A 23115-nucleotide genomic window follows, 5' to 3' on the forward strand; every position below is an offset into this window, starting at 1 on the left:
AGGCTACGGCGCGAGGGTCACTGAACGGTGGCGGGCACGCCGTCGGTGGCGGGCTTCACCTTCTGCTTGACCGGCGGCGGGTCGAGGAACGAGGGACGCTGCGGGCCGGGCTGCTCCAGCGGGAGCCGGTCCGCCCCGGTGGCGGGCTGGGGGTCGCCGCTGATCTCGCCGGAGCCGAGGTGCAGGACACCGGCGGCGGTGCTCGGCGTCACCATGCCGAGCTTCTCGGCGGCGGCGGCGACGTGGGCCGGGTCGTTGAGCGACTGGAGATCCATCTCCAGCGCCTCCTGCTGAGCGCCGAGGTCGGTGGCCTGCTTGCGCAGGGCGGTCTCGCGGAAGGAGGCCTGCTGCATCGAGGTGTTGAACATGAGCAGGCCGATCACGCCACCGAGCAGGATCACGCTGACGAACGTCACGAACGGCACCCGGGGGGCGCGGGTGCGCCGCCGCGGTACGACGGTCAGCCGGGCCCGCTCCAGGGCCGCCTGCGCGATGCGTGGGGCGACGTACGGGAGCCGGTTGCGCACAGGTGAGGTGGAGGACATCAGACGGCTCCCTTGCCAGTGGATGTGCTGCTCGGACGGTGGTCGGCACGGATGCGCTCGATCGCGCGGAGTCGGACGGAGGCGGCCCGCGGGTTCTCCTCGACCTCCGCGGGGGTGGCCTGCTCGGCGCCGCGGGTGACGAGCCGGTACGACGGCTCCGCGCCCTCGGGCACGAACGGCAGGTCCTCGGGGACGTCGAGCCGGGTCGCCGCGGCGAAGGTCCGCTTGACCAGCCGGTCCTCCAGCGAGTGGTAGGACTCGACGACCACGCGACCGCCGACGCCGATCACCTCGACCGCCGCGGGCATCGCCCGCTCCAGCACCCGCAGCTCGTCGTTGACCTCCATCCGCAGCGCCTGGAACGTGCGCTTCGCGGGGTGGCCGCCGGTACGGCGGGCGGGGGCCGGGATCACCTGGTAGAGCAGCTCGACGAGACGGGCCGAGCTCGTGAACGGCTCCACCTGGCGCTCACGGACGACGGCGTCGGCGATCCGGCGCGCCATCTTCTCCTCGCCGTACTCCCGCAGGACGCGGGCCAGGTCGGCGGCGCTGTAGGTGTTGAGGACGTCCGCCGCGGTCGGGCCGGTGTCCCCCATCCGCATGTCGAGGGGCGCGTCGACGGCGTAGGCGAAGCCTCGCTCCGGCAGGTCGAGCTGCATCGAGGAGACCCCGAGGTCGAACAGGACACCGGCCACCTCGTCGAGACCCTGGTCCGCGACGACGTCGGCGATCTCGTCGTAGACGGCCTGGACTCCGACGAACCGGTCGCCGTACGGCGCCAGCCGCTCGCGGCTCATCGCGAGCGCCCGTGGGTCGCGGTCGATGCCGATCACCCGGGCCTGGGGGCAGCGCTCGAGGACCGCCTCGCTGTGGCCACCGAGGCCGAGCGTGCAGTCCACGAGGACGGCGCCCTCGTGGTCGAGCGCGGGCGCGAGGAGGGAGACGACCCGGTCCAGCAGGACGGGGACGTGGCGGGGGCCGCTCATGTCAGCGCCCCGCGAGGTGGGTCAGGACGAGCAGGAGTGCGCACCCGACCGAGAGCGACGCGGAGAAGGCCATCAACGTGACGGCATCGCGCGCCTGCTCACGGACGCGGCGCGCACCGGTGACCTCCGGTGGCTGCGTGCGAACGACGCTCATGCTCTCGACCCCTCGACCCTGGGAATTGGCTGTGCTGCTGGAAATGGCGAGATCCGCAGAGCCAGGTCACGGCCCGCTCCCATCCCGGTGTTCGGGGTGCCGTCTGGTGCCGGGGAAGGTGCCCCAGAAGGCGGTGGTTCGCCTGTCGCCTGTGGCCGGGGAAGGTGCTACAGGAGTCAGGATCAGGGAGCGGGAACGGGCCGAGACCTCGTCCTGCGGATCCGCTGTTGTGTTGTCAGTGGTGGTGCTGCTGTGTTGCGGGTGCTGCTGACCTGGTGCTGCTGGTCTGGTGCTGCGGCGGCTAGTCGTCGTCCTCGTCGAGGTCGGCGAACTCCTCCAGCGCCTCGAGCTGGAACTCGCGCCAGGCGGCGGGGTTCCAGATCTCCAGGCGGTCCCGGACCCCGATCACGACGACGTCGCGCTCGAGGCCGGCGTACTCACGCAGGTGGGCCGGGATGCCGATCCGGCCCTGCTTGTCGGGGGTGCTCTCGTCGCCGCCGGCGAAGAGCACCCGGGCGTAGCGCCGGGCGGCGCGGTTGGTCATCGGCCGGGCGGCTTGCCGCTCGGCCTCCTCGGCGAAGACATCGGTCGGCCAGACGACGAGGCACTTGTCCTGTCCCTGTGTGACCACGAGGCCCTCCGCCAGCCGATCCCTGAACTTCGCCGGGAGGAAGAGGCGGCCCTTGTCGTCGAGCTTCGGGGTGTAGGTGCCCATGAAGAGCATCGGGCCACCCCCAGCCGTCCCACCGGACTCCGCCATTCCTCCACTTTCCCCCACAGTACTCCACTTTCCCCCACCGTCAACCACCGACGCACCACTTTCGGCGGCGTGGCGCACCACCGCGCGCCTCAAAACCGCAGGTCAGCGCCCGGGGAGCGCCGGTGGAGCGAAGTGGAGCGCCCGCCCGTGGCGCGGGCTGCTCGACGGGCCCGACCGGGCCGACGTCTCGCTGCGGAGTGCTGCCGCGGTTCCCACCGCAGCCGTAGGGTTGCTCCACTGCAGCGAGGTGGCTGCCGAGAGAGGGAGAAGAGCCGTGGAGTCGCCGAGCACCGATGTCGACACCGTTGCGCGCGTCGCCGGGCGGATCCAGGCCAACGTCGAGAAGGTGATCGAGGGCAAGGGCGAGGTCGTCTCCGCCTCGATCGTCGTGCTGCTGGCCGAGGGCCACCTGCTCCTCGAGGACGTCCCCGGTGTCGGCAAGACCATGCTGAGCAAGGCGCTCGCGCGCAGCATCGACTCGACCGTGCGCCGGATCCAGTTCACCCCGGACCTGCTGCCGTCCGACATCACGGGGGTGTCGGTCTACAACCAGTCGACCCGCGAGTTCGAGTTCCGGCCCGGCGGCGTGTTCGCCAACGTGGTCATCGGCGACGAGATCAACCGCGCCTCCCCCAAGACCCAGTCGGCGCTGCTGGAGTGCATGGCCGAGCGACAGGTGACCGTCGACAACATCACCTACCACCTCGAGTCGCCGTTCATGGTGATCGCGACCCAGAACCCGGTGGAGATGGAGGGCACCTATCCCCTCCCCGAGGCCCAGCGCGACCGCTTCCTCGCCCGGGTCTCGATCGGCTACCCGGTGCCGGCCGCGGAGATCGCGATGCTGGCCAGCCACGGCGCGGCCAGCCCCCTCGACGACCTCGAGCCGGTCACCGACAGCGCCGAGATCCGCAAGATGTGCGCCATCGTCAGCCAGGTGCACGTGTCCGACGTCGTGCAGCGCTACGCCGTCGCCCTGACCGCTGCCACCCGGCACAGCCCCGAGCTGGTGCTCGGCGCCTCGCCACGCGCCACGCTCCACCTGGTCCGGGCCGCCAAGGCCCGCGCAGCCCTGCACCGCCGCGACTACGTCCTGCCCGACGACCTGCGGGCCCTCGTGCAGCCGGTGCTCGCCCACCGTCTGCTGCCCAGCGCGGAGGCCGCCATCGGCGGACGGGACGTCGCGACCATCCTGGAGGGCATCGCGGCGCAGGTCCCGGTGCCCGAGCCGACGTCCTGACGGCAGGACCGGGTCAGCCCGTGCGCCGGCACCTCTCCTCCCTCACCCTCCGCGGACGGGCGTTCCTCGCCGCGGGAGGAACGGCGGTCGCCTGCGCGATCGGCTTCGGCCAGCCCGCGCTGACCCGGGTCGGCGTCCTGGTGATGGCGCTGCCGCTGCTCGCGGCGCTCGTGGTGAGCCGGCGCAAGCACGACCCGACGGTGAGCCGCACCGTGTGGCCACGCCTGCTCCGCGCCGGGGAGACCGCGCGGATCGACCTCACCATCGCCAGCGACCGCAAGCGCTCCGACGGCGCCCTGCTCGTCGAGGACACCCTCCCCTACGCCCTCGGCGGGCGGGCACGGTTCGTGCTGCAGGCCCTGGGCAGCGAGTGGGAGCGCACGGTGTCCTACCCCGTCCGCTCCGACATCCGGGGGCGGTACGTCGTCGGGCCGGTCGTCGCCCGGCTGGCCGACCCGTTCGGGCTGGTCGAGCGACGCCGCGCGATCGGCGGGACCGCCCAGCTGACCGTCACCCCGCGCGTCGTACCGCTTCCCGCCATCCCGCTGACCGGCGGCTGGCAGGGCGCGGGCGAGCACCGGCCACAGGCGTTCGCGTCCGGGTCGGCCGAGGACGTCAGCGTGCGGGAGTACCGTCGTGGCGACGACCTGCGCCGGGTGCACTGGCGCAGCTCGGCCCGTATCGGCGAGCTGATGGTGCGGCGCGAGGAGCAGCCCTGGGAGGCGCACGCCACCGTCCTGCTCGACAACCGGCGCCTCGCGCATCGCGGCCAGGGCCCGGCCTCAAGCCTCGAGGCGGCCGTGATCGCCGCCGCCTCCGTCGTCGTCCACCTCGAGCAGCACGGGTACGCCGTCCAGCTGTGCACCGCCGACGGGATCGGCGGCGTCGGCGGCCCGGGCACCCTCGGCGCCGAGCAGGCCCTCGAGCACCTGGCCGTGCTCGAGATGTCGCCCCGCTCCACCCTCCACATCACCTGGTCCGGCGAGCAGGCCCGCGGCGGCGTCGTGGTCGCGGTCCTGGGCGGCTTCCTGCCCGACGACAACGCGGCACTGCGCCGGATCCGGCACGACGCCGGCGCCGCCCTGGCGCTCGTGCTCGACGTCGACCAGTGGTCGCCGAGCCGCGCCGGGCTGGGCGCCGCGGCCGCCGCACCGGTGACCTCGCTCGCGTGGCGCGCCACGGCGCTCGGCCCCCGCGACCACCTCGACGCCGCCTGGCGCGAACTCGGCCAGGCGCCCGTACGCGGAGGCGCCCGCTGATGAGCACCGGCAGCATCACCGACCGGCGCGGTCCGTTCGGCCCGCACCTCCTCTTCGGTGTGGTCGCCGTCCTGACGGCCTGGGCCGCGCTGATCGCGTGGGGCGGCTTCGTCGACGACCCGGGCAGCTACCTGCGTCCGCTCGCCGTCCTCGGCGCGCTGTTGGCGCTCAGCGGTGCACTGCTCCGGTGGAGCGGGATCCCACGCTGGCTGACCGCGCTCGCCCAGCTCGCGCTGACCACCTTGTTCGTGTCGCAACACATCACCGGGTCGCTGCTCCCGGTGGGCGGCACGGCCGGCGAGCTGTGGCAGGCGCTCGAGACCTCGGTCCGGACCTCACGCCGGTACGCCGCGCCGATCGGCGACCAGGTCCCGCCGGTCTGGCCGCTGCTCGTCGTCGCCGGGGCCGCGGTCCTCGTCCTCGTCGAGATCCTCGCCTGCACCCTGCGCAGGGTCCCCGCCGCCGGGCTCGCCCTGCTCGCCGCCTACGCCCTGCCCAGCGGCGTGCTCGACGACGGCCCGGACGCGGCCAGCTTCGTCGGCGCCGCCGCCGGGTTCATCGTCCTGCTCCACCTCGACTCCCGCGATCACCTGCTGCGCTGGGGCCGCTCGGTCGGCCCCGACCAGGACACCCTGTGGCGCGGCAACCCGTTGCGCGAGGCGATGCGTGCGGGCGCCGGCCGGATCGGCGTCACGGCCACCGCGCTCGCGCTCCTCGTCCCTGCCGTGCTGCCGACGGTCGGCGTCGACCTGCTCGACCTCGGCACCGGCAGCGGCAACGGCGACATCCGGATCCGCAAGCCGGTCGCCGACATGCGCCGTGACCTGGAGCGCGGCGAGGACGTGCCGCTGGTCGAGGTCCTCACCGACGACCCCGCGCCGTCGTACCTGCGGATCTCGGTGCTCAACCGCTACACGGGCGACGAGTGGAGCAGTGGCGACCGCGACGTGGCGCGCGACGACCGCGCCGACGGGCAGGTCCCCCTCCCCCGCGGGCTCTCCGACGAGGTGCCGCGCACCACCTACGACTACGACGTGTCGATCAGCGAGGACCTCGACTCCACCTGGCTGCCGACTCAGTACCCCGTGTCCGCGATCGACGCTCCCGGCGACTGGCGCTTCGACCCGGCGACCATGGACTTCCTGGCTGCCGACGGCGGACTCGACACCCGCGGCATCAGCTACACGATGAAGTCGCTGTCGCTCGACTTCGGCACCGACCGCGCGTTCTTCCGCAACTCCGGAGCGGGCGACACCTCCGAGGAGGTGCGGCGCCTCCCGACCACGGTGCCGCCGATCGTGCGCAACCTCGCGCGCGAGGTGAGCGCCGGTGGGACCACCGACTACGAGCGGGCGCTGTTGCTGCAGCGCTGGTTCCGGCAGGACGGCGGGTTCACCTACGACCTGCGCCAGGCGCCGAAGGGAACCGGGAACCAGACCCTGGCCGGCTTCCTGGCCCGCGACGGCCGCGTCGGCTACTGCGAGCAGTTCGCCTCCGCGATGGCCGTGATGGCACGGGTGCTCGGCATCCCGTCCCGGGTCGCGGTCGGCTTCCTCCAGCCCGACCCGGTCGGCAAGCGCCGCTGGGTGTACAGCAGCCACGACCTGCACGCCTGGCCCGAGCTCTACTTCGAGGGCTCCGGCTGGGTCCGCTTCGAACCCACTCCCGCGGGCCGCGTCGAGGACGTTCCTCCCTACACCCGGGTCGCCGTCGCCGGCGGCAGCGACGACCCGCGCGGTGGGCCGACCGCCGCGAGCTCGGCGACCTCCGGCGGCACCGGCACGGCCGGGCCCAGCGCTGGACCGAACCGGCGACCGGAGATCGAGCGCGACACCGGCTCGACCACCAGCGCCGACGAGGGCGGGCTGCCGCTGCCACTGCTGATCGGCGGCGGTGCCCTGCTCCTGCTGCTCGTGGCCGGCATCGCCGCGCTCGGCGGTCCGAGTGCCGTGCGGGCCCGTGAGCGCCGGACCCGTCTGGCGGGGACGCCCGACGACGTCTGGCGCGAGGTGCGCGCCACCGCCGTCGACCTGGGCCTGGCCTGGCCGGCCGGCCGCTCGCCACGCGAGGCGGGCGCCTTCCTGCTCGACCACCTCGCCGTCCCGACCGACCGGCCCGCCGAGCGGCCGCGCACCGGCGCCGAGGCCGCGCCGGAAGCCGCCGACGCGCTCGAGCGACTGGTTCTCGCGGTCGAGCGGTCTCGCTACGCGCGGCCGGGGTCGGTGGCAACCCTCGAGCGGACCTCGGCCACCGAGGACGGTGCGCTCGTCGTCGCGGCACTCCAGGCCGGGGTCACGCCACGTGCACGGCGGCGGGCGCGGTGGATCCCGCTCTCGGTCTGGCGGCGCTGAGCGGTGCTCGGCCGCGGTCACCGCCGCACTCGACGCCGCCACCCTCGTGAGCGGAGGACCCCGCCGCTGATCTCGGCCGGCTCCTGACCGACGACCGGGGCGCCGTCGCCCGCTCCCGGGAGGGGGCAGCTGCAGTGCCCGGCTTGACTGCCGTCGTACGCCGGCGACCGGCGGCCGGACGTGCCGATGTCCCCGCAGCCTGCTGGTCCTGCGGGGTTCGGGGCGGAGTGGCTACTCGTCGGGCGGGTGGACCACATGGGTGCCGCGGTGGTCGACCCGGAACCGGAACCCACTGGGGCTGGTCCACACATAGGACCCGGGCATCACGATGTCGTAGCGCCATGCCGAGTGGGTCTTCGCCCGGTGATGACGCCTGCAGAGCGGAACTTCGTTGCACGGACAGGTCACGCCACCCTCGCCGTAGGGGCGGGCGTGGTCGAGGTCGCAGCGTTGTGCGGGGCGGGTGCAGTGCGGGAACCGGCAGGAGTGGTCGCGCAGGGCGACGCGGGTCTTGTGCCGGTCGGGGATCTCGTAGGAGTCGACGGGGACGTGGTCGGCCAGGTCGATGACCGGGCGCACGATGATCGTGGTGCCCTTCGCCCGCAGCCACTCGCGGATCTGGGCGGTGCTGATCGGACAGCGCCCTTCCTCCCACCGCCCGACGGGGTTCGCGAACGGGTTCGTGTCGTCGAGGAGGCTGGTGTCGGTGAGGTGGACGTTCAAGACCACCTTGCGACCCGGCACCGTGCTCCCGGTGGTTGAGCTGTCTCCGGTGGTTGAGGTGCGAGCGCCAGCGAGCATCGAAACCCCCGGGCCCTCCGGCTCCCCGGTGGTTGAGGTGCGAGCGCCAGCGAGCCTCGAAACCCCCGGGCCCCCTGGGCCCTCGGAGGCCGGGATGAGCAGGTCGAGCGCGAGGTCCTGACGGGCGAGCTCGGCGGCAGCCTTGGACCGTCGTACGTCCAGGGACGACTCGTCGCCCAGCTTCCCGAGGACCTCGGCACGCCGTGCCACCGCGAGGTTCAGGTCGTGCCCGTCAGCGGCATCCAGCAGCCCGTCGAGGTGAACCAGGCCGTGCTCGTCGACCTCACCGATGTCGAAGTGACGCTGATCCGATGCGTTCCGCCGGTCGGTCTCTGCCTGCTCGGGGTCGAACCGCAGGACTGCTTCGGTGATGAGGCGTTCGAGCTGGGCCCATCCGACGCCGGAGGCGTGGAACAGCTGCCGGTCCACGAACGCCGCCGCTTCGGCACACAAGCCGTGGGTCAGGTCGGCGATGCGTTCGGCCCGCCACGGCGCCAACCGCCCGGCGGTCACCGCGGCGTAGACGTTGGGGAGCCGCCAGGCGCACTCGATCACCCGCCCGACGTACGCCTTGCCACCATCGGGGGTGCGGCCGAGGACCGCGACGAGCTCCATGACCGCGAACTCGGAGATCAGGGGTGCGCCGGGTCCGGCGATGGGGATGCCGGTGTCGAGATAGCCCTCGGTGATCGTCGCGGCGCCTTCAGGTCCGGTGACGATGTGGTCGCCGGCCCAGGCGGCGATGTCTTCCCATTCCTCGATCACCAAGGTGTTGCGGGAGCGGATCCGCTCACCCACGCGCGACAGCAAAGCTGTCGTCGAACGGTGCCGGGTTCCGAGATCCATGACCGGATTCTCTCAGTTGGGTCCGACACAACCCGAGGCCGCAAACCCGCCTGTGCACAGGCGAAACCCGACCATCGGGGTGGGGAGAGGCGACCTCACGATCGGTGACCGCAGGGGCTCGTGCCCCGGTGGTTGAGGTGCGACGAGCGCCAGCGAGGAGCCTCGAAACCACCGGGCCTCCGGACGCGAACTGTGCCCGGACGGTTCCGGCAGCATGGCCAGAGGTTTCGAGGCTCGCTGGCGCTCGCACCTCAACCACCGGCGGGGACTGCTCCGGTGGTTGAGGAGCGACGAGCGCCAGCGAGGAGCCTCGAAACCTCCGGGCCCACGGGCGCGAACTGCGCCCGGGCGCGTTCCGGCAGCACGGCCAGAGGTTTCGAGGCTCGCTGGCGCTCGCACCTCAACCACCGGCGGCGGGCGGGGGCTGCGGTTCGGTGGGGCTCAGAAGCCGCCGCGGTCGCGGCGACGACGCCAGCGGGCCTGGAGGGTGTCCATGAAGCCGGAGGAGCGGCCGTGGCTCCGGCCGTGGTGGTGGCGACGGCCGCCGTCGACGACGCCGAAGCCGGACGGGTGGGAGGTGACGTTGGGGGTCGCACCGCCGCGCTGGCTGCGGAGCGAACCCAGCAGGATGGTCGCGGAGGCGAGCATCACCAAGAAGCCGGCGACGCCGACGGGCCAGTAGCCGCTGACGGCACCGCCCATCATCACCGCGATGCCACCGGCGAACACGGCGCCTGCGAGGATCGCACGGCGTCGGGCAGCCTGCCGGAGGGTCGTGCCCCGCAGGGTGGACGCGAACTTGGGGTCCTCCTCGCTGAGGGCGCGCTCCATCTGCTCCAGCAGTCGCAGCTCCTCTTCCGAGAGTGGCACCGAATCCTCCGACACGTGTGAGGCGGTTCTCCGCCGATGACTTGCTTCAAGTGTAGGCAGGCATCTCCAGCGGTGGTAGGCCGTCCCCCGAAAATGTCCGGTCGACGACCGTGACCATCCCGACGGGTGGTCGGCCGCGGGGCCACCGCGGGGTCACAGCAGGCTCGCGCGGCGGACCGCGGAGCCGCCGAACCGGTCGATCGCTCGGTCGACGGCACGGTCGGCGTCGGGCCAGCCGGGATCGCGCTCGCCGAGCACCATCTGGCGTCCGTCGGCGGGGCGCAGCGGACGCAGCCCCTCGACGCGGACGCCGACCAGGCGGACCGCGAGCCGGCGAGGTCCGCGGTCGAGCAGACCGTCGAGGAGCCTCACGGCGACGGCGTAGACCTCCTGGGTGACATCGGTCGCCACCGGCAGGGTCCGCGAGCGTTGGACCGTGGTGAAGTCGGAGAACCGGACCGTGACGCTGACCGTGCGGCCGGTGCGGCCGGCGGTGCGGACCCGCGCCGCGACCCGCGCGGTGAGGCGGAGCAGCTCGCGGCGCAGCGTCACCCGGTCACGTACGTCGACCGCCAGGGTGTGCTGCGCGCCCATGCTGCCCTCCGGCTCGCCCTCGCCGAACCCGAACACGCCTGCGCCACCGGGCACCAGCTCGGTGCGATCGGTCCCCCACACGAGGGCGTGGAGGTGGCCGCCGAGATGGTTGCCGAGCATCCGGCGCAGCAGGTCGACCTCGACCGCGGCGACGTCGCCCACGGTGACCAGCCCGAGGCGGTGGAGGCGTTGTCGGGTGGCCTCGCCCACGCCGTACAGGACGCCGACGTCGAGCGGGTGCACCTCCGCGACGAAGCGGTCGGGCGGGATCACCCGGACACCGTCGGGTTTGGCCTGCCGGCTGGCGAGCTTGGCGACCGAGATCGAGGCGGCGATGCCGACCGAGCAAGTGATGCCGTGCTCGGCGCGGATCCGGGAGCGGAGCCGCTCGGCGATCGTCTCCGGCGGCCCGAACAGCCGGACCGCGCCGCGCACGTCGAGGAAGGCCTCGTCGAGCGAGGTCACCTCGACCAGCGGCGTGACCGTGCGGAAGGTCTCCATGATCGCCCGCGACACGGGCGTGAGGAGGCCGAAGTCGGGCGGCATGGTGAGCGCGTGAGGGCACAGCCGAGCCGCCTCGGCGCCGGGCATCCCGGAGCGGATGCCGAAGCGCCGGGCCGGGTAGTTGGCCGACAGCACCACCCCGCGGTGTCCACCCCCGACGACGACCGGGACGTCGTGGAGCTCGGGCCGGTCCCGGGTCATCACGGAGGCGTAGAACGCGTCCATGTCGACGTGGAGGATCGGGCAGGCCGGCGTCACGGCCCGCCTCCGGGCGGCGCCGCGACCCCCGTGGGCTCAGGACGCGGCGTGGGCCAGGACGTGGAGCTGCGTGGCGAGCGGGAGGTACTCCGGGCGCTGGGAGACCGCACGCTCCAGGTCGACGAGGGCCGCGGCGGCGCCGGGCTCCTGGTCGACGAGGGCCGCGGGGACCAGGTCGGCGAAGACCCGGACCGCGTGGACCGAGACGGCACCGAAGCCGTGCTCGGCGAGCAGCGCGCGCACCTCCTCGGCGGTGAACCGGCGCCCGGTCCGGGCGTCGACCGGCTCGTGGTCGTCGAGCAGTGCGCGCGCCTGCTGGAAGTGGCCCGCCATGGCCCGGGTGATGACAGCGGCGTGCCGCTGCCCGACGACCAGGCTGAGCAGACCGCCCGGGCGGAGCACCTCGCGGATCCGGGCCAGCGCCAGCGCCGGGTCGACGACCTCGAGCACGCCGTGGCACAGCACCACGTCGGCACTGGCGGCGCCGACCACGTCGACCAGGTCCGCGACGTCGCCCTGGATCCCGGACACCTCGAGGTCGACCTCGCGCGCGCGGCGGGCCAGCGCCGCCAGCGCGTCGGGGCTGGGGTCGACGACGCGGACCCGGTGTCCCGACTCGGCGAGCCGTACGGCGAAGCCGCCGGTGCCGCCGCCGAGGTCCACCACGTCGCGGGGTCCGCCCGCGAGCGCGGACTCGAGGGCGTCCCACACGACCGCGGTGCGAACCGATCCACGCTGCTCGCGAGAGGCCATGCGCCGAACACTAGTGGCTCCCCCGGGCCGATCAGGCAGGCGCTCCGTCAGCCGACGGCCAGGCCGGCCAGCTGGTCGCCCACCGGGACGTGAGGGGCGAGTCCCAGCGCCTGCTCGACCAGTGCCAAGAAGCGGTCGGCGTCGCGGACCAGGTCGTCGGCCTCGCGCTCGGTGGCCGCGCGCGAGGAGCCGGCCTCGGCCGCGGCCCGCTTGGCGGCGCCGGCCGCGAAGAAGGACGCCCACTCGGAGAGCTCCGGCGCGACGTCGGCGAGGAGCACCCAGGCGTTGCGCTGGGCTCGCCGACGGCCCGCCTCGGGGCGGGCGCGGGCGGCCAGCAGCGCGGCCGCCGCGCGCAGGGCCGCGACGTGGGCGCATGCGTAGCGGGTGGCCACGTCGCGGGCAGCCACGGCCTCGCTCAGCGATTCTGCCGCACGGATCAGGTAGTTGTGGGTGGTCGCCGGCAGGGCGTGCGGGCTGACCGTGAAGGGGGCGAACTGCTGGGCCACGGCGTCTTCTCCTCCGATCGCGTTCGAACAGGTGTTCGAACGCTCCGAAGGTACACCGGAGGTCCGACACGACTCAAGGGCCGCGCCTCAGCGAGCGGCGTCGCGGACGTACTGCGCGCTCTGCGGGTGCCACAGGAAGACCAGGGTCACCGCGCTGAGCACGGCGGCACCGATCGCCATCGCGTCGACCATCGTGGGCGGGTCGGTGCGGACCGTCGCGACGGCCACCACGATCACGCCGGCCACGATGGCGGCCAACGAGTGGCGAGCCCAGTTGTGGCCGGCCCAGAACAGCGCGATCAGCGTCGCCGCCAGGACCGCCGTGACGCCGTACAGCACGAGGATGACGGGCACGAACTCGACCGGCTGGACCGTGCTGTCCCCCACCTGCATCGGCGACCAGACGCTGCCGAGCTCGTCGCGCTGGACGACCACGAGGACGCACACGAGCAGACCGGCCGCGACCAGGAACCACAGCAACCGGCAGGCGACGACGACCGCGGGCGGCCGCACCAGCTGCGCGGCCTCCGGGGCGGCCTGCTGCTCGGCGTCGGTCTCGGGCATGGTTCCTCCAGTCCGTGGTGGGGTCGTGCTCGGTAGGGTCACCCCCATGTCGGCCGAGCATCCCTCGATCACCCGGTTCCGCGACGAGCACCAGCGCCGGGGCGGAACCGGCGAGATCGTCATTCTGCCCGACTCGGTCCACACCGCCGCACTGGCCGCCGAGGCGCTCGGCTGCGAGGTGGGGGCGATCGCCAACAGCCTGCTCTTCGACGCCGACGGAGCGCCGGTGCTGATCCTCACGTCCGGAGCACATCGCGTCGACACCGACCTGGTCCGCACGGCGATCGGCGGTCCCGAGCTGCGCCGCGCGAAGCCGGAGTTCGTCCGCGAGCACACCGGTCAGGTGATCGGCGGCGTCTCCCCCATCGGCCACCCGGCGCCGGTGCCGACGTACCTGGACCGGTGGCTGCAGCGTCACGAGGTCGTGTGGGCGGCGGCCGGCCACCCGGCGGCGGTCTTCTCGACGACGTACGACGAGCTGCTCGACCTCACCGGCGGCACCCCGATCGACGTCGCGAAGGACTGAGGACCCCGCATGGCACGCATCGTCGTCGTCGGCGGCGGCCTCGGCGGCATGGCCGCGGCCGCCCGGCTCGCCAAGCTCGGCCACGAGGTCGCCCTCCTCGAGGCCTCGCACCGGCTGGGCGGCGCGCTCGCGCCGGTGGAGCAGGACGGCCACGTGTGGGACGCGGGACCCGCGGCCACCCTGCTGCCGGCCGCCCTGCGCGACCTGTTCCGCAAGTCCGGCCGGCCGCTGGAGAAGGAGCTCGGCACGGACCTCGAACCGCTGCCGGTGCTGCGCGAGCACCGGTTCGCCGACCGGACCTCGGTCCGGTTGCCGGGCGGGTCGCGGGCCGACCAGATCGCGGCGTTCGACGCGCTGGAGCCCGGGCTCGGCGAGAAGTGGGCGGCCCACGTCGACGTCTACGGCCCGGTGTGGGACGTGCTGCGCCGCCACTACGTCGAGGTGCCGTGGGACCCGCGCACGAAGGGCGCGGTCCCCCAGGAGCTGGACTCGATGTTCGACATCCGCGAGACGCTCCACAAGCGGCTGCGCCACGCGCTCCGTGACGAGCGGCTGGCGCTGGTGGCCGGCTACCCGGCGGTCGCGGAGGGCCACGACCTGCGCAACGTGCCGTCCTGGGTGGGCGTCACCGCCTACCTCGAGCAGTGCTTCGGCGGCTGGCGGGTCCCCGGCGGGATGGGCCGGATCGCCGACCTGCTGACCGCCCGCCTGGCGACCCGCGGGGTGCAGGTCCGCACCGGAGTCGAGGTCGAGGACCTGGTCGTGCGCGAGGGCCGGGTGGTCGCCGTACGGACGACGGAGGGCGAGGTGGACGCCGACGTCGTGGTGACCGCGATCGACCCGCGCCGACTGCCCGCGCTGGCGTCGTACGTCGAGCGGACGATGCCCGCCATCCCGCCGGTCGTGACCCACGTGGGCCTCGCCGGCGACCTCCCCGACCTCCCCCACGAGCTGGTCATCCACGAGGAGCCGCTGATCACGGTGCGCCCGGGCGGCATCGCACCCGACGGCGGGGCCGCGTGGACGATCCACGGCCGCGGCAAGATCGCCGAGGACCTCCTCGACGCGCTCGCCCGCCACAAGATCGACATCCGTGAGAACGTCGTCACCCGGGTCGACCTCTCGCCGCGCGACCAGGTCGAGCAGTGGCGCGGGTCGCCGATGGGCGTGCTGTGGCAGGGCCGCGGCACCGTACGCCGCCGGCTCGGCCCGTCGACGCCGGTCGCCGGCGTGTACGCCGCCGGCACCCACACCGCACCCGGCGCTGGGGTGCCGTTCGTGACCCAGTCGGCCGCGCTGGTGGCGCAGCTGGTCGGCCCCGCCTGACCTCGGGCGCAACAAACCGATCGTGCGAGCGAAGCGAGCGCCTCGCCTCTGCGCCGTCAGGCGGTGATCTCCGTCAGGCGGTGATCTGCAGGGCCTCGAAGATCTCGAGCGTCGCCTTGGACCGGTTCAGCGTGTAGAAGTGCAGGCCCGGCGCACCGCCGGCGAGCAGGTCGTCGCAGAGCTCGGCGGCGATCCGGATGCCCTCGGCCCGCACCGCGGTCGCGTCGCCGTCGTACCTGCTGATCCGCTCGACGACGTCGTCGGGGACGCTGGTGCCGATCAGCTCGCCCTGGCGGCGGATGGCGGCCAGGTTCAGGATCGGCATGATGCCCGGGAGGATCGGGATGTCGACGCCGCGGGCGCGGACCCGCTCGACGAGCGCGAAGTAGTCGGAGGCGCGGAAGAACATCTGGGTGACCGCGAACTCGGCGCCGGCCCTGGCCTTGTCGACGAGCACGTCGGCATCGGCGTCGAGCGACCCCGCCGAGGGGTGCCCCTCGGGGAACGCGGCGATGCCGACCCGGAAGTCACCGCGCGAGCGGGCCAGCTCGACCAGCTCGACGGCGTAGTTGAGACCGCCCTCGGTCGGGGTCCACTCGGCGCGCGGACCCTCCTGCGGGTCGCCGCGCAGCGCCATGACGTGGCTGACGCCCTCGGCGACATAGGAGTCGAGGATGCCCTCGAGCTCGGCGCGGGTGTGCCCGACGCAGGTCAGGTGGGCCATCGGGATCATCGAGGTCTCGCGGGCGATGCGACCGGTGATCGCGACCGTCTTGTCGCGGGTGCTGCCGCCGGCGCCGTAGGTCACCGAGACGAAGGTCGGGCGGTAGGGCTCGAGCGCCCGGATCGCGTCCCAGAGCTGCACCTCACCCGCCTCGTCCTTGGGGGGGAAGAACTCGAAGGAGAACGAACGGCCACCCTCACGGATGATCTCGCCGAGGGAGCGCCCAGCACCGGTGGTCATGGGCCGCAGTGTAGGTGTCGGGATCGGGCCGGGGGCCCGCATCTCGCCGATCCCGCGGGTCACTAGGCTCACAGCCGTGACCAGCCAGGCGTGGGACCCGACCCCCTTCCGGACCGAGGTCCAGGCCGCCCTGGACGCCTTCCTCGCCGACCAGGCGACCCGGCTCGCGGCGCTCGGCGGCGACGCGGCACGCCTGCTGTCCGAGGCGCGGGTCACCGTGGCCGGCGGAAAGCGGTTCCGCGCGGCGTTCTGCCACTGGGGCTACGCCGCCCTCGCCGGCGCGCCGACCGGCACCGACGCCGAGGCGGTACGACGGGCCGCGGCCGCCCTCGAGCTGCTCCACGCCAGCGCGCTGGTCCACGACGACCTGATGGACGCCTCCGACACCCGGCGGGGGCGCTCGGCGACCCACCGCACCTTCGAGCGCGCCCACCGCGCCGACGGTTGGCGCGGCGACCCGGAGCAGTACGGCGCCGCCGCGGCGATCCTCCTCGGCGACCTGCTGCTGTCGTGGTCCGACGAGCTGCTGCGCCGCTGCGGGCTGGGCTGGGACCGGGTCGGTCCCGCCCTCGACGTGTTCGACCTGTGCCGCTCCGAGGTGATCGCCGGCCAGTTCCTCGACGTCTCGGTCCAGGCGCGTGGCCGCGCCGACGTCGCGCAGGCGATGACCGTGCTGCGCTACAAGTCGGCGAAGTACTCCATCGAGCGCCCCCTGCACGTCGGTGCCGCGCTCGCGGGCGCCGACGCCGCCACCCTCGACCTGCTCACCGCGTTCGGTCTGCCGCTGGGCGAGGCCTTCCAGCTGCGCGACGACCTGCTCGGCGTGTTCGGCGACCCGGCCACGACCGGCAAGCCCGCCGGCGACGACCTCGTGGAGGGCAAGCGGACCGTGCTCGTCGCGCTCGCGCTCGACCACGCGGCCCCGGCCGACGCCGAACGCCTCGACGCCGCTCTCGGCACCGCGCTCACGGAGGCGGAGGTCGCCGAGCTGCGCACGATCATCGACGGCTGCGGTGCCCGCGCCGAGGTCGAGTCGATGATCGACGACCTCGCCCGCCGGGCGGTCGACGCGCTGCACCGCGGCCAGGCCGAGGCCGGCTGGGACGCCGAGGCGTGCCAGGTGCTCGAGCAGCTCGCCGCCGCGGCGACCCGCCGCGCCCGCTGATCCCCCCCCCCGATCGTTCGATCGAACGATCGGGGGGCTGGGGCAGTCGGGCCCGCGCCCTACGCCAGCAGCGGTACGGCGTCCGCAGGCCCGGCGCCCCGCAGCAGGACCTCGACCGCGGGCCCCGCATCCCCCCGGTCCCCGAGGAGCTCGACCACGAGCCCGAACCAGCGGGGCTCGGCGTGGGCGAGGCCGGCCCAGGCGTCCCAGAGCAGGACCGTGCGGCCGGGCAGGTCGCGCAGGCAGTCGTTGAGGGCGTCGAGGTTGGCGCCGTAGTGGTCGGGGAAGGCCAGCGCGCTCCCGATCGCCCGCAGCACCTCGGCGCGGGTCTCGAGGCCGGCGCCGTCGACGTACCCGAAGCCCCAGCCGGCGTGCTCGACCGCGTGCCGCACGGCGGCGACGTCGAGCGCCGACTCCCAGCGGTGGACACCGGGCGTGTGCCGCCCGGCCAGCACCGCGGCGAGACCGCTCATGTGCGGATCCTCTCGAACGACGCGTAGTGGTCGCCGGTCCAGTACAGCTCGCCGCCGTCGCCCGCGATGATCCGCCGCGCGCCGCGGTCGTCGCTGCCGGGCGTCTCGACGGTGTACTCCGCGTAGTAGCCGCGCGGCCGGTCCGGCAGCAGGCCCTCGTAGTTGCCGAAGTCCGTCCCGTCCTTGCCGGGGTACGGGAACGGCCCGCCCGCCTCGATCAGCTCGACGGTGTCGGCCGCCTCGGGCGGCAGGTCCGCCAGGTCGACGTACGCGATGCCGTCCTCGTCGGCTTCCGCCCGCGCCTCGCGGGTGGCGCTCGGGGAGGCGGTGGCGCTCGGGGAGGCGGTGGCGCTCGGGGCGTCGGTCGCCCGGGACGGCCCGGGGTCCTCGCCGCCCCGCGACTGCAGCCACCACACGCCGACCAGCAGGACGACGGTGACCAGCGAGGAGACGACCCGGGTCGCCCGGCGGCTCACGCTCAGAAGGCGAGCGCCTGGGCGCGGCGCTTGACCTCGGCGCCCCGGTTCTCGCGCAGCGCGTCGATCGGGCGGCCCGGCAGGTCGGCGTCGAGGAAGATCCAGGCGATGCACTCGCGGTCGTCGAACCCGTTGTCGTGGAGCACGGTCAGCAGCCCGGGCAGGCCCTTGACCGGCTCCCCGTCGACGAGGAAGAGCGCCGGGACGCCCTGCCGCCGGCCCGCCCCGGGCACGGCCGCGGCGAGCTGGTGCTCGCGCACCATGGTGCGCACCGTGGCCGGTGTGACGCCGATCTGGGCGGCGGCCTGGTCCCAGTCCAGCCAGTCCTCGACGAGGGCGGCGAGGTCGAGGTCGGCCAGTCGCGGTTCACTCATGGACCCATTCTCCCCCACTGCCGCCGGATCGCGCCCTCCGGCGGGTGCGGCGTGGCTTCGGGCCTGCGTGCTCCCTCCCCGTACGATGGTCGTTCCGGCCACCTTCCCCGGCCGGTCCAGCAGAACATGCACAGGAGGGTCGCTGTGCACGAAGACCAGCGCGCCCGCGGCGGCCCCGTCGCGCGCCCCGGCGACCCCTCGTCCGGTTCGCCGGTGTCGAAGCGCGTGGAGGACCACCAGTTCGGCCGGCTGCTCGACGGCCGCTACCGGATCGGCATCCGGATCGCCCGCGGCGGCATGGCCAGCGTCTACGAGGCCGTCGACACCCGGTTGGACCGCACCGTCGCCGTCAAGATCATGCACCCCGGCCTCGGGGACGCCACGACCCCCGACGACGACTCGTTCGCCCGGCGATTCGTCAGCGAGGCCAAGGCCGCCGCCCGGCTCTCGCACCCGCACGTCGTCGCCGTCTTCGACCAGGGCCGCGACGAGAGCGACGGCACCGTCTACCTCGTCATGGAGTACGTCCCGGGCCACACCCTGCGCGACACGATCTCCAAGGACGCCCCGATGTCGCCGGAGCGGGCGCTCGCCCTGCTCGACCCGATCCTCTCCGCCCTCGGCGCCGCACACCGGGCCGGGCTGATCCACCGCGACGTGAAGCCCGAGAACGTGCTCATCGCCGACGACGGGCGGATCAAGGTCGCCGACTTCGGCCTGGCCAAGGCGATCAGCACCGACACCCAGCACACCGCGACCAACGGCGTGCTCATCGGCACCGTCTCCTACCTCGCGCCCGAGCTGGTGGTCGAGCAGCGGGCCGACGCCCGCGCCGACGTGTACGCCGCCGGCGTGATCCTGTTCGAACTGCTGACCGGCACCAAGCCGCACACCGGCGAGACACCGATCGCGGTCGCCTACCGCCACGTCCACGAGGACGTGCCGGCCCCGTCGACCGTCGTCCCCGGCATCCCCGACTACGTCGACGCACTGACCGTGCGGGCCACCACCCGCGACCCGAGCCTGCGCCCGGCCGACGCCACGGTGCTGCTGCACCACGTGCGTCGGGTCGCGCAGGCGCTCCGCGACGGCGTGCGCTCGGACCCCGAGCTGGTCGCCGACCTGCTGCCGACGTCCCGCGCCGCCGCGCCCGCCTCCCCCGCCGGGGTCGACGGCGACACCAAGCCCGAGCCGGTGAGCTCGCTGTGGGACGACCTGCCCGACCTCGTCGCCCCGGACCACGAGCCGACCTCCGTCATCCGGGAGCAACCGGCGCCGCGGACCCCGCCTCCGCCAACCGCTGCGCCGCGCCCGGCGCGCGCCCCGCGCGAGCGCAAGCCCGGCCGGCGCAAGGGCCTCGCGGTCGCACTGGTCCTGGTCGTCCTGGCCGCCGCCCTCGGCAGCACCGCCTGGTGGGTCGGCTGGGGCCGCTACACCACGACGCCCGGCGTGATCGGGCTCGAGCAGGCGGCGGCCACGAAGAAGCTCGAGCAGGCCGGGCTGGGCGTCGAGGTCGGCAAGGAGGTCTACTCCGAGAGCGTCGCCAAGGGCGTGGTCATCACGACCGACCCGCGACCCGGGTCCCGGATCCTGCCCGACGGCGACGTCAGCCTCACGGTCTCCCTCGGCAAGGAGCGGTACGACGTCCCCGACCTCGCCAACAAGACCGTGGCCGAGGCCGAGGCAGCGCTGAGCGAGGTGAAGTTCGTCGCTGCGCAGCAGCCCGTCGAGGAGTGGTCGGAGGACGTCGAGGCCGGCCGGGTGATCCGGACCGAGCCCGGCTTCGGCACCCCCGAGGCGCAGGGCCTGCCCGTCGGCACCTCGGTCACGCTGGTCGTGTCCAAGGGCAGGAAGCCGATCAACGTCCGCAGCTTCGTCGGCAAGGACGCCGACCGGGCGACCCGGGTGCTGGAGAAGAAGGGGCTCGAGGTCGAGGTCGTCGAGGAGAGGTACAGCGACGAGGTCGCCAAGGGCGACGTGATCAGCCAGACCCCGGAGACCGGCACCCTGTTCAAGAACGACACCGTCCAGCTCGTCGTGTCCAAGGGCCCGGAGCTGGTCGAGGTCCCCGCGGTCCGCTACTCCTCGACCGACGACGCCGTGGCGAAGCTCGAGGAGCTCGGGTTCGTCGTCGACAAGCAGCGCGCCACCATCTACCTGACCGGATCGGTCGCCTGGGACACCGATCCGAAGGCAGGCGCGAAGCTCCCCAAGGGCAGCACGGTCGTCCTCTATGTCGTCTGACCGCAGCGCGGTCCCCGGCAGCACCCGTCGTACCGCCCGCCTGGCCACGCTCGCCCTCCTCGCGATGACCGCGTGCTGGGGCTCGACCTTCTTCTTGATCAAGGACCTGCTCGAGCGGGTTCCGACCGTCGACTTCCTGGCCGTGCGCTTCCTGCTCGCCGGGGCGGTGATGCTGCTCGTCGCTCCGCGCGCGGTCGCACGACTCGCTCCCGACGTACGACGCCGGGCGCTGGTGCTCGGCGCGCTCTACGGTGTCGCCCAGCTGTTGCAGACCGCCGGGCTCGCCGAGACCCCGGCCAGCGTGTCCGGCTTCGTCACCGGCCTGTACGTGGTGGCGACCCCGCTGTTCGCCGCCGCGGTGCTGCGCACCCGGATCACGCCGGCCACCTGGGGCGCGGTCGTGCTCGCCACCACCGGCCTGGGGGTGCTCACCCTCGACGGCTTCTCGATCGGGTACGGCGAGGCGATCACCCTCGTCGCCGCCCTGCTCTACGCGGGGCACATCGTGGCTCTCGGCGCCTGGTCGCGCCCGGCGGACGCCCTGGGCATGTCGATCCTGCAGATCCTGGTCATCGCCGCGATCTGCCTGGCCGCCGCCCTGGTGTCGGGCGAGCCCGGGATCGTGCTGCCCGAACGCGGCGGGGACTGGCTGAGCATCGTCTACATGGCGCTCTTCGCCGGCGCCGCGGCCCTGCTGGCGCAGACCTGGGCGCAGGCGCACCTGCCGCCGACCCGCAGCGCGATCATCATGAGCATGGAGCCGGTGTTCGCGGCGTTCTTCGCCGTCCTGCTCGGCGGCGAGTCGCTGTCCGTGCGGATGCTGGCGGGCGGCCTGCTGGTCCTGGCGGCGATGCTCGTGGTCGAGCTGGTCCCCCGGCGCCACGTCGAGGGCGAGGTCACCCACCTGGCGGTGTGAGGGGTGGCCAACCCAGGTCGGTGGGCGCACCATGGGCGGTGGGGGAACCGACCCTTGGGAGTGATGAACATGACCGGTCACGTGGTCCACGTGCACAGCACCATCGCCGCCCCGCCCGCGCAGGTGTGGGACGTCATCACCGACGTCGCCCACGCGGAGGACGTGCTGCGCAGCGTCAGCGAGAGCAAGCTCCTCACCGAAGGCGGCTACGACGTCGGCACGACCTGGCGCGAGCGGCGCACCCTGTTCGGGCACCACGGCCCCGAGCAGATCCAGGTCGTGGAGTCGCAGCCACAACGCCGTACCGTCGTCGAGGCGGAGGTCGGCAACGACATCATCCGCACCGCCTACCGCCTCACGCCCTCCGGACCGGAAGCCACCGGGACCCGGCTGGCGATGACCACGACCGTGGAGATGAGCCACCGCTCGGCCCTGTCGCGGGCGATGTGGTCGATGTTCGGCGGGTTCAGCTACGAGCGCACCCGCCGGGTGCTCGAGCACGACCTCGAGGACATCGAGGCGGAGGCCTGCCGTCGCGCGCTGGCCGGCTGAGAGACGCCCGCGTCCCGAGGGGTGAGCCTCCGTCGTTCCGCCGGGGTACGGTGAGCCCCGCCATGACCACCCCGACGCACTGCACCAGCTGCGGGCACGAGCTCGGGGTCGGCCGGTTCTGCACCAACTGCGGGCAGCCCGTTCCCGGCCGGCACCCGGAGGCCGCGCCCGTTGCGAGCGCACCCGTGGTCCCGCCGCCGACGGGCCAGCTGCCGCCCGCCGCGCGCTATCCCCTGTACGCCGACTCGCCGACCGCCCCGTCCGGTCCGCCCCCGCTGGCGCCGCCGGCCGTCCCGGCCGCCGTCACGCAGGTGGCTCCCCCGCCGCCCTCGGCTCCGCTCTCCCCGGCCCCTCCGCCGGCGGGCGGCTCGACGGCGCGAACGCGGCTGCCCTGGCTGCCCTGGCTGCTCGGGGTGGTCGTGCTCGCGCTGGTGGCCGGCATCGGTGCCTTCCTGCTGGTCAGCGCGGGGGACGACGACGGGTCCGCCCTCGAGCAGCGCGCCGAGGAGGCCGAGCCGTCCTCGCCGAGCGACACCGACCGGTCCGGCGAGCCACGGCCGGACAGCTCGGGAACCGGCGGCCCGGTCGAGGCTCCCGAGCCCGGCGACCTGCGCGACCTGACCGCGACGGCGCGCGCCGAGGTGCCGGCCACGGCGCCGGCCTCCCGCGACCGGCAGAACAGGCCGGTCACCTATGTCGCCGACAACATGCTCGACGGCCGCCCGCGCACGGCCTGGCGGATGCCCGGCGACGGCACCGGAACCACCCTCGTCCTCGACCTCGGCGCGGAGGTCGTGCTGACCGAGGTCGGCCTGGTCAACGGGTACGCCAAGATCGACGGTGCCGACAACTGGTACCGCGGCAACCGACGGATCCGCGCCGTGCAGTGGGAGTTCGACGACGGTACGCGGATCACCCAGGAGCTCGGCGACCGGCCGAGCATGCAGCTGCAGCCGGTCGGCCCGGTGGCGACCACGACGGTCGTGCTCCACCTGGTCGAGGTCAGCGCGCCCGGCAAAGGGCCGGGCGGCCGGGACTTCACCGCGATCAGCGACCTCCGCCTGCGCGGCGCCCGCAGGTGAGCCTGCGAACCTGCGGGCAGCGCCGC

24 protein-coding genes are annotated in these 23115 nt (G+C 73.9%); 10 read left to right on the top strand and 14 right to left on the bottom strand.

The genetic code is table 11. The features are described from left to right. Nucleotides 1-17: 17 nt before the first annotated feature. From ftsL to mraZ, 4 genes are all read right to left on the bottom strand, one after another. Entirely contained in the window at nt 18-545 is a 528-nt protein-coding gene (ftsL, locus tag KU893_RS01200) for a cell division protein FtsL (RefSeq protein ID WP_218232490.1), read from the bottom strand. Next, complete coding sequence (gene rsmH, locus KU893_RS01205; RefSeq protein WP_218232491.1) at nt 545-1531, bottom strand: 16S rRNA (cytosine(1402)-N(4))-methyltransferase RsmH; 987 nt, start codon at nt 1529-1531, stop codon at nt 545-547. The genes ftsL and rsmH overlap by 1 nt, the downstream gene beginning before the upstream one ends. Before the next feature lies 1 nt (nt 1532). Further along, entirely contained in the window at nt 1533-1685 is a 153-nt protein-coding gene (locus KU893_RS01210) for a hypothetical protein (RefSeq protein WP_218232492.1), read from the bottom strand. Nucleotides 1686-1986: 301 nt separating this feature from the next. Continuing rightward, nucleotides 1987-2409 (bottom strand): division/cell wall cluster transcriptional repressor MraZ, encoded by a 423-nt coding sequence (mraZ, locus tag KU893_RS01215; protein WP_179730068.1) that lies wholly within the window; start codon nt 2407-2409, stop codon nt 1987-1989. Nucleotides 2410-2770: 361 nt separating this feature from the next. Here mraZ and KU893_RS01220 point away from each other — a divergent pair, with 361 nt between their 5' ends. From KU893_RS01220 to KU893_RS01230, 3 genes are read left to right on the top strand one after another with little or no spacing between them, the layout of a single operon-like run. Then, nucleotides 2771-3685, top strand: coding sequence for an AAA family ATPase (locus KU893_RS01220; protein ID WP_372449653.1), 915 nt, complete (start codon nt 2771-2773; stop codon nt 3683-3685). 20 nt (nt 3686-3705) lie between these two features. Next, the gene (locus tag KU893_RS01225; protein ID WP_218232494.1) at nt 3706-4944 is read left to right on the top strand and encodes a DUF58 domain-containing protein; all 1239 of its coding nucleotides are present in this window, start codon (nt 3706-3708) and stop codon (nt 4942-4944) included. Beyond that, on the top strand, nt 4944-7295 hold the full coding sequence (locus KU893_RS01230) for a transglutaminase TgpA family protein (protein ID WP_218232495.1): 2352 nt from the start codon (nt 4944-4946) through the stop codon (nt 7293-7295). Before KU893_RS01225 ends, KU893_RS01230 begins: the two co-directional genes overlap by 1 nt. 231 nt (nt 7296-7526) lie before the next feature. Here KU893_RS01230 and KU893_RS01235 read toward each other — a convergent pair whose 3' ends face one another. From KU893_RS01235 to KU893_RS01260, 6 genes are all read right to left on the bottom strand, one after another. Further along, a complete protein-coding gene (locus tag KU893_RS01235; RefSeq protein WP_218232496.1) occupies nt 7527-8894 on the bottom strand; it encodes an HNH endonuclease signature motif containing protein in 1368 nt (455 codons plus the stop codon). Nucleotides 8895-9383: 489 nt separating this feature from the next. After that, the gene (locus KU893_RS01240) at nt 9384-9812 is read right to left on the bottom strand and encodes an SCO2097 family morphological protein (protein ID WP_218232497.1); all 429 of its coding nucleotides are present in this window, start codon (nt 9810-9812) and stop codon (nt 9384-9386) included. Nucleotides 9813-9965: 153 nt separating this feature from the next. Further along, nucleotides 9966-11168: a DNA polymerase IV gene (gene dinB / locus KU893_RS01245; protein WP_257441069.1), complete on the bottom strand. Its 1203-nt coding sequence runs from the start codon at nt 11166-11168 to the stop codon at nt 9966-9968. Between the two features lie 36 nt (nt 11169-11204). Beyond that, nucleotides 11205-11921 carry a methyltransferase domain-containing protein gene (locus KU893_RS01250; RefSeq protein WP_218232498.1) on the bottom strand — a complete coding sequence of 239 codons (717 nt, stop codon included), beginning with the start codon at nt 11919-11921 and terminating at the stop codon, nt 11205-11207. Between the two features lie 47 nt (nt 11922-11968). Then, nucleotides 11969-12427 carry an SAV_6107 family HEPN domain-containing protein gene (locus KU893_RS01255; protein WP_257441067.1) on the bottom strand — a complete coding sequence of 153 codons (459 nt, stop codon included), beginning with the start codon at nt 12425-12427 and terminating at the stop codon, nt 11969-11971. Between the two features lie 87 nt (nt 12428-12514). Next, nucleotides 12515-12991 carry a hypothetical protein gene (locus KU893_RS01260; protein WP_218232499.1) on the bottom strand — a complete coding sequence of 159 codons (477 nt, stop codon included), beginning with the start codon at nt 12989-12991 and terminating at the stop codon, nt 12515-12517. A 46-nt stretch (nt 12992-13037) separates the two neighbouring features. Between KU893_RS01260 and KU893_RS01265 the strand changes: the two genes are divergently transcribed. Further along, nucleotides 13038-13517, top strand: coding sequence for a YbaK/EbsC family protein (locus KU893_RS01265; RefSeq protein ID WP_218232500.1), 480 nt, complete (start codon nt 13038-13040; stop codon nt 13515-13517). Nucleotides 13518-13526: 9 nt separating this feature from the next. Continuing rightward, a complete protein-coding gene (locus KU893_RS01270; RefSeq protein ID WP_218232501.1) occupies nt 13527-14843 on the top strand; it encodes a phytoene desaturase family protein in 1317 nt (438 codons plus the stop codon). Between the two features lie 73 nt (nt 14844-14916). On the opposite strand, the gene metF is transcribed toward KU893_RS01270, so the two are convergent. Then, on the bottom strand, nt 14917-15807 hold the full coding sequence (gene metF / locus KU893_RS01275) for a methylenetetrahydrofolate reductase [NAD(P)H] (protein WP_218232502.1): 891 nt from the start codon (nt 15805-15807) through the stop codon (nt 14917-14919). 76 nt (nt 15808-15883) lie between these two features. Here metF and KU893_RS01280 point away from each other — a divergent pair, with 76 nt between their 5' ends. Continuing rightward, complete coding sequence (locus KU893_RS01280; RefSeq protein WP_257441063.1) at nt 15884-16972, top strand: polyprenyl synthetase family protein; 1089 nt, start codon at nt 15884-15886, stop codon at nt 16970-16972. A gap of 59 nt (nt 16973-17031) precedes the next feature. On the opposite strand, the gene KU893_RS01285 is transcribed toward KU893_RS01280, so the two are convergent. The 3 genes from KU893_RS01285 to KU893_RS01295 are packed head-to-tail and all read right to left on the bottom strand — an operon-like array spanning nt 17032 to nt 18295. Then, nucleotides 17032-17445 (bottom strand): barstar family protein, encoded by a 414-nt coding sequence (locus tag KU893_RS01285; protein ID WP_218232504.1) that lies wholly within the window; start codon nt 17443-17445, stop codon nt 17032-17034. Then, on the bottom strand, nt 17442-17921 hold the full coding sequence (locus KU893_RS01290; RefSeq protein WP_257441060.1) for a guanyl-specific ribonuclease: 480 nt from the start codon (nt 17919-17921) through the stop codon (nt 17442-17444). Before KU893_RS01290 ends, KU893_RS01285 begins: the two co-directional genes overlap by 4 nt. 2 nt (nt 17922-17923) lie before the next feature. Then, nucleotides 17924-18295 (bottom strand): Rv2175c family DNA-binding protein, encoded by a 372-nt coding sequence (locus tag KU893_RS01295; protein ID WP_218232505.1) that lies wholly within the window; start codon nt 18293-18295, stop codon nt 17924-17926. A gap of 144 nt (nt 18296-18439) precedes the next feature. On the opposite strand from KU893_RS01295, the gene pknB reads away from it, so the two are divergent. The 4 genes from pknB (at nt 18440) to KU893_RS01315 (ending at nt 23089) form a co-directional block, all read left to right on the top strand. Continuing rightward, the gene (gene pknB / locus KU893_RS01300; protein WP_257441057.1) at nt 18440-20539 is read left to right on the top strand and encodes a Stk1 family PASTA domain-containing Ser/Thr kinase; all 2100 of its coding nucleotides are present in this window, start codon (nt 18440-18442) and stop codon (nt 20537-20539) included. Then, nucleotides 20529-21455: a DMT family transporter gene (locus tag KU893_RS01305; RefSeq protein ID WP_218232507.1), complete on the top strand. Its 927-nt coding sequence runs from the start codon at nt 20529-20531 to the stop codon at nt 21453-21455. Before pknB ends, KU893_RS01305 begins: the two co-directional genes overlap by 11 nt. Before the next feature lie 63 nt (nt 21456-21518). Continuing rightward, nucleotides 21519-22007: an SRPBCC family protein gene (locus KU893_RS01310; RefSeq protein WP_218232508.1), complete on the top strand. Its 489-nt coding sequence runs from the start codon at nt 21519-21521 to the stop codon at nt 22005-22007. 62 nt (nt 22008-22069) lie between these two features. Then, on the top strand, nt 22070-23089 hold the full coding sequence (locus tag KU893_RS01315) for an NADase-type glycan-binding domain-containing protein (RefSeq protein WP_218232509.1): 1020 nt from the start codon (nt 22070-22072) through the stop codon (nt 23087-23089). Nucleotides 23090-23115 lie beyond the last annotated feature (26 nt).

The organism is Nocardioides daeguensis (assembly GCF_019192965.1).
GTDB lineage: Bacteria > Actinomycetota > Actinomycetes > Propionibacteriales > Nocardioidaceae > Nocardioides > Nocardioides daeguensis.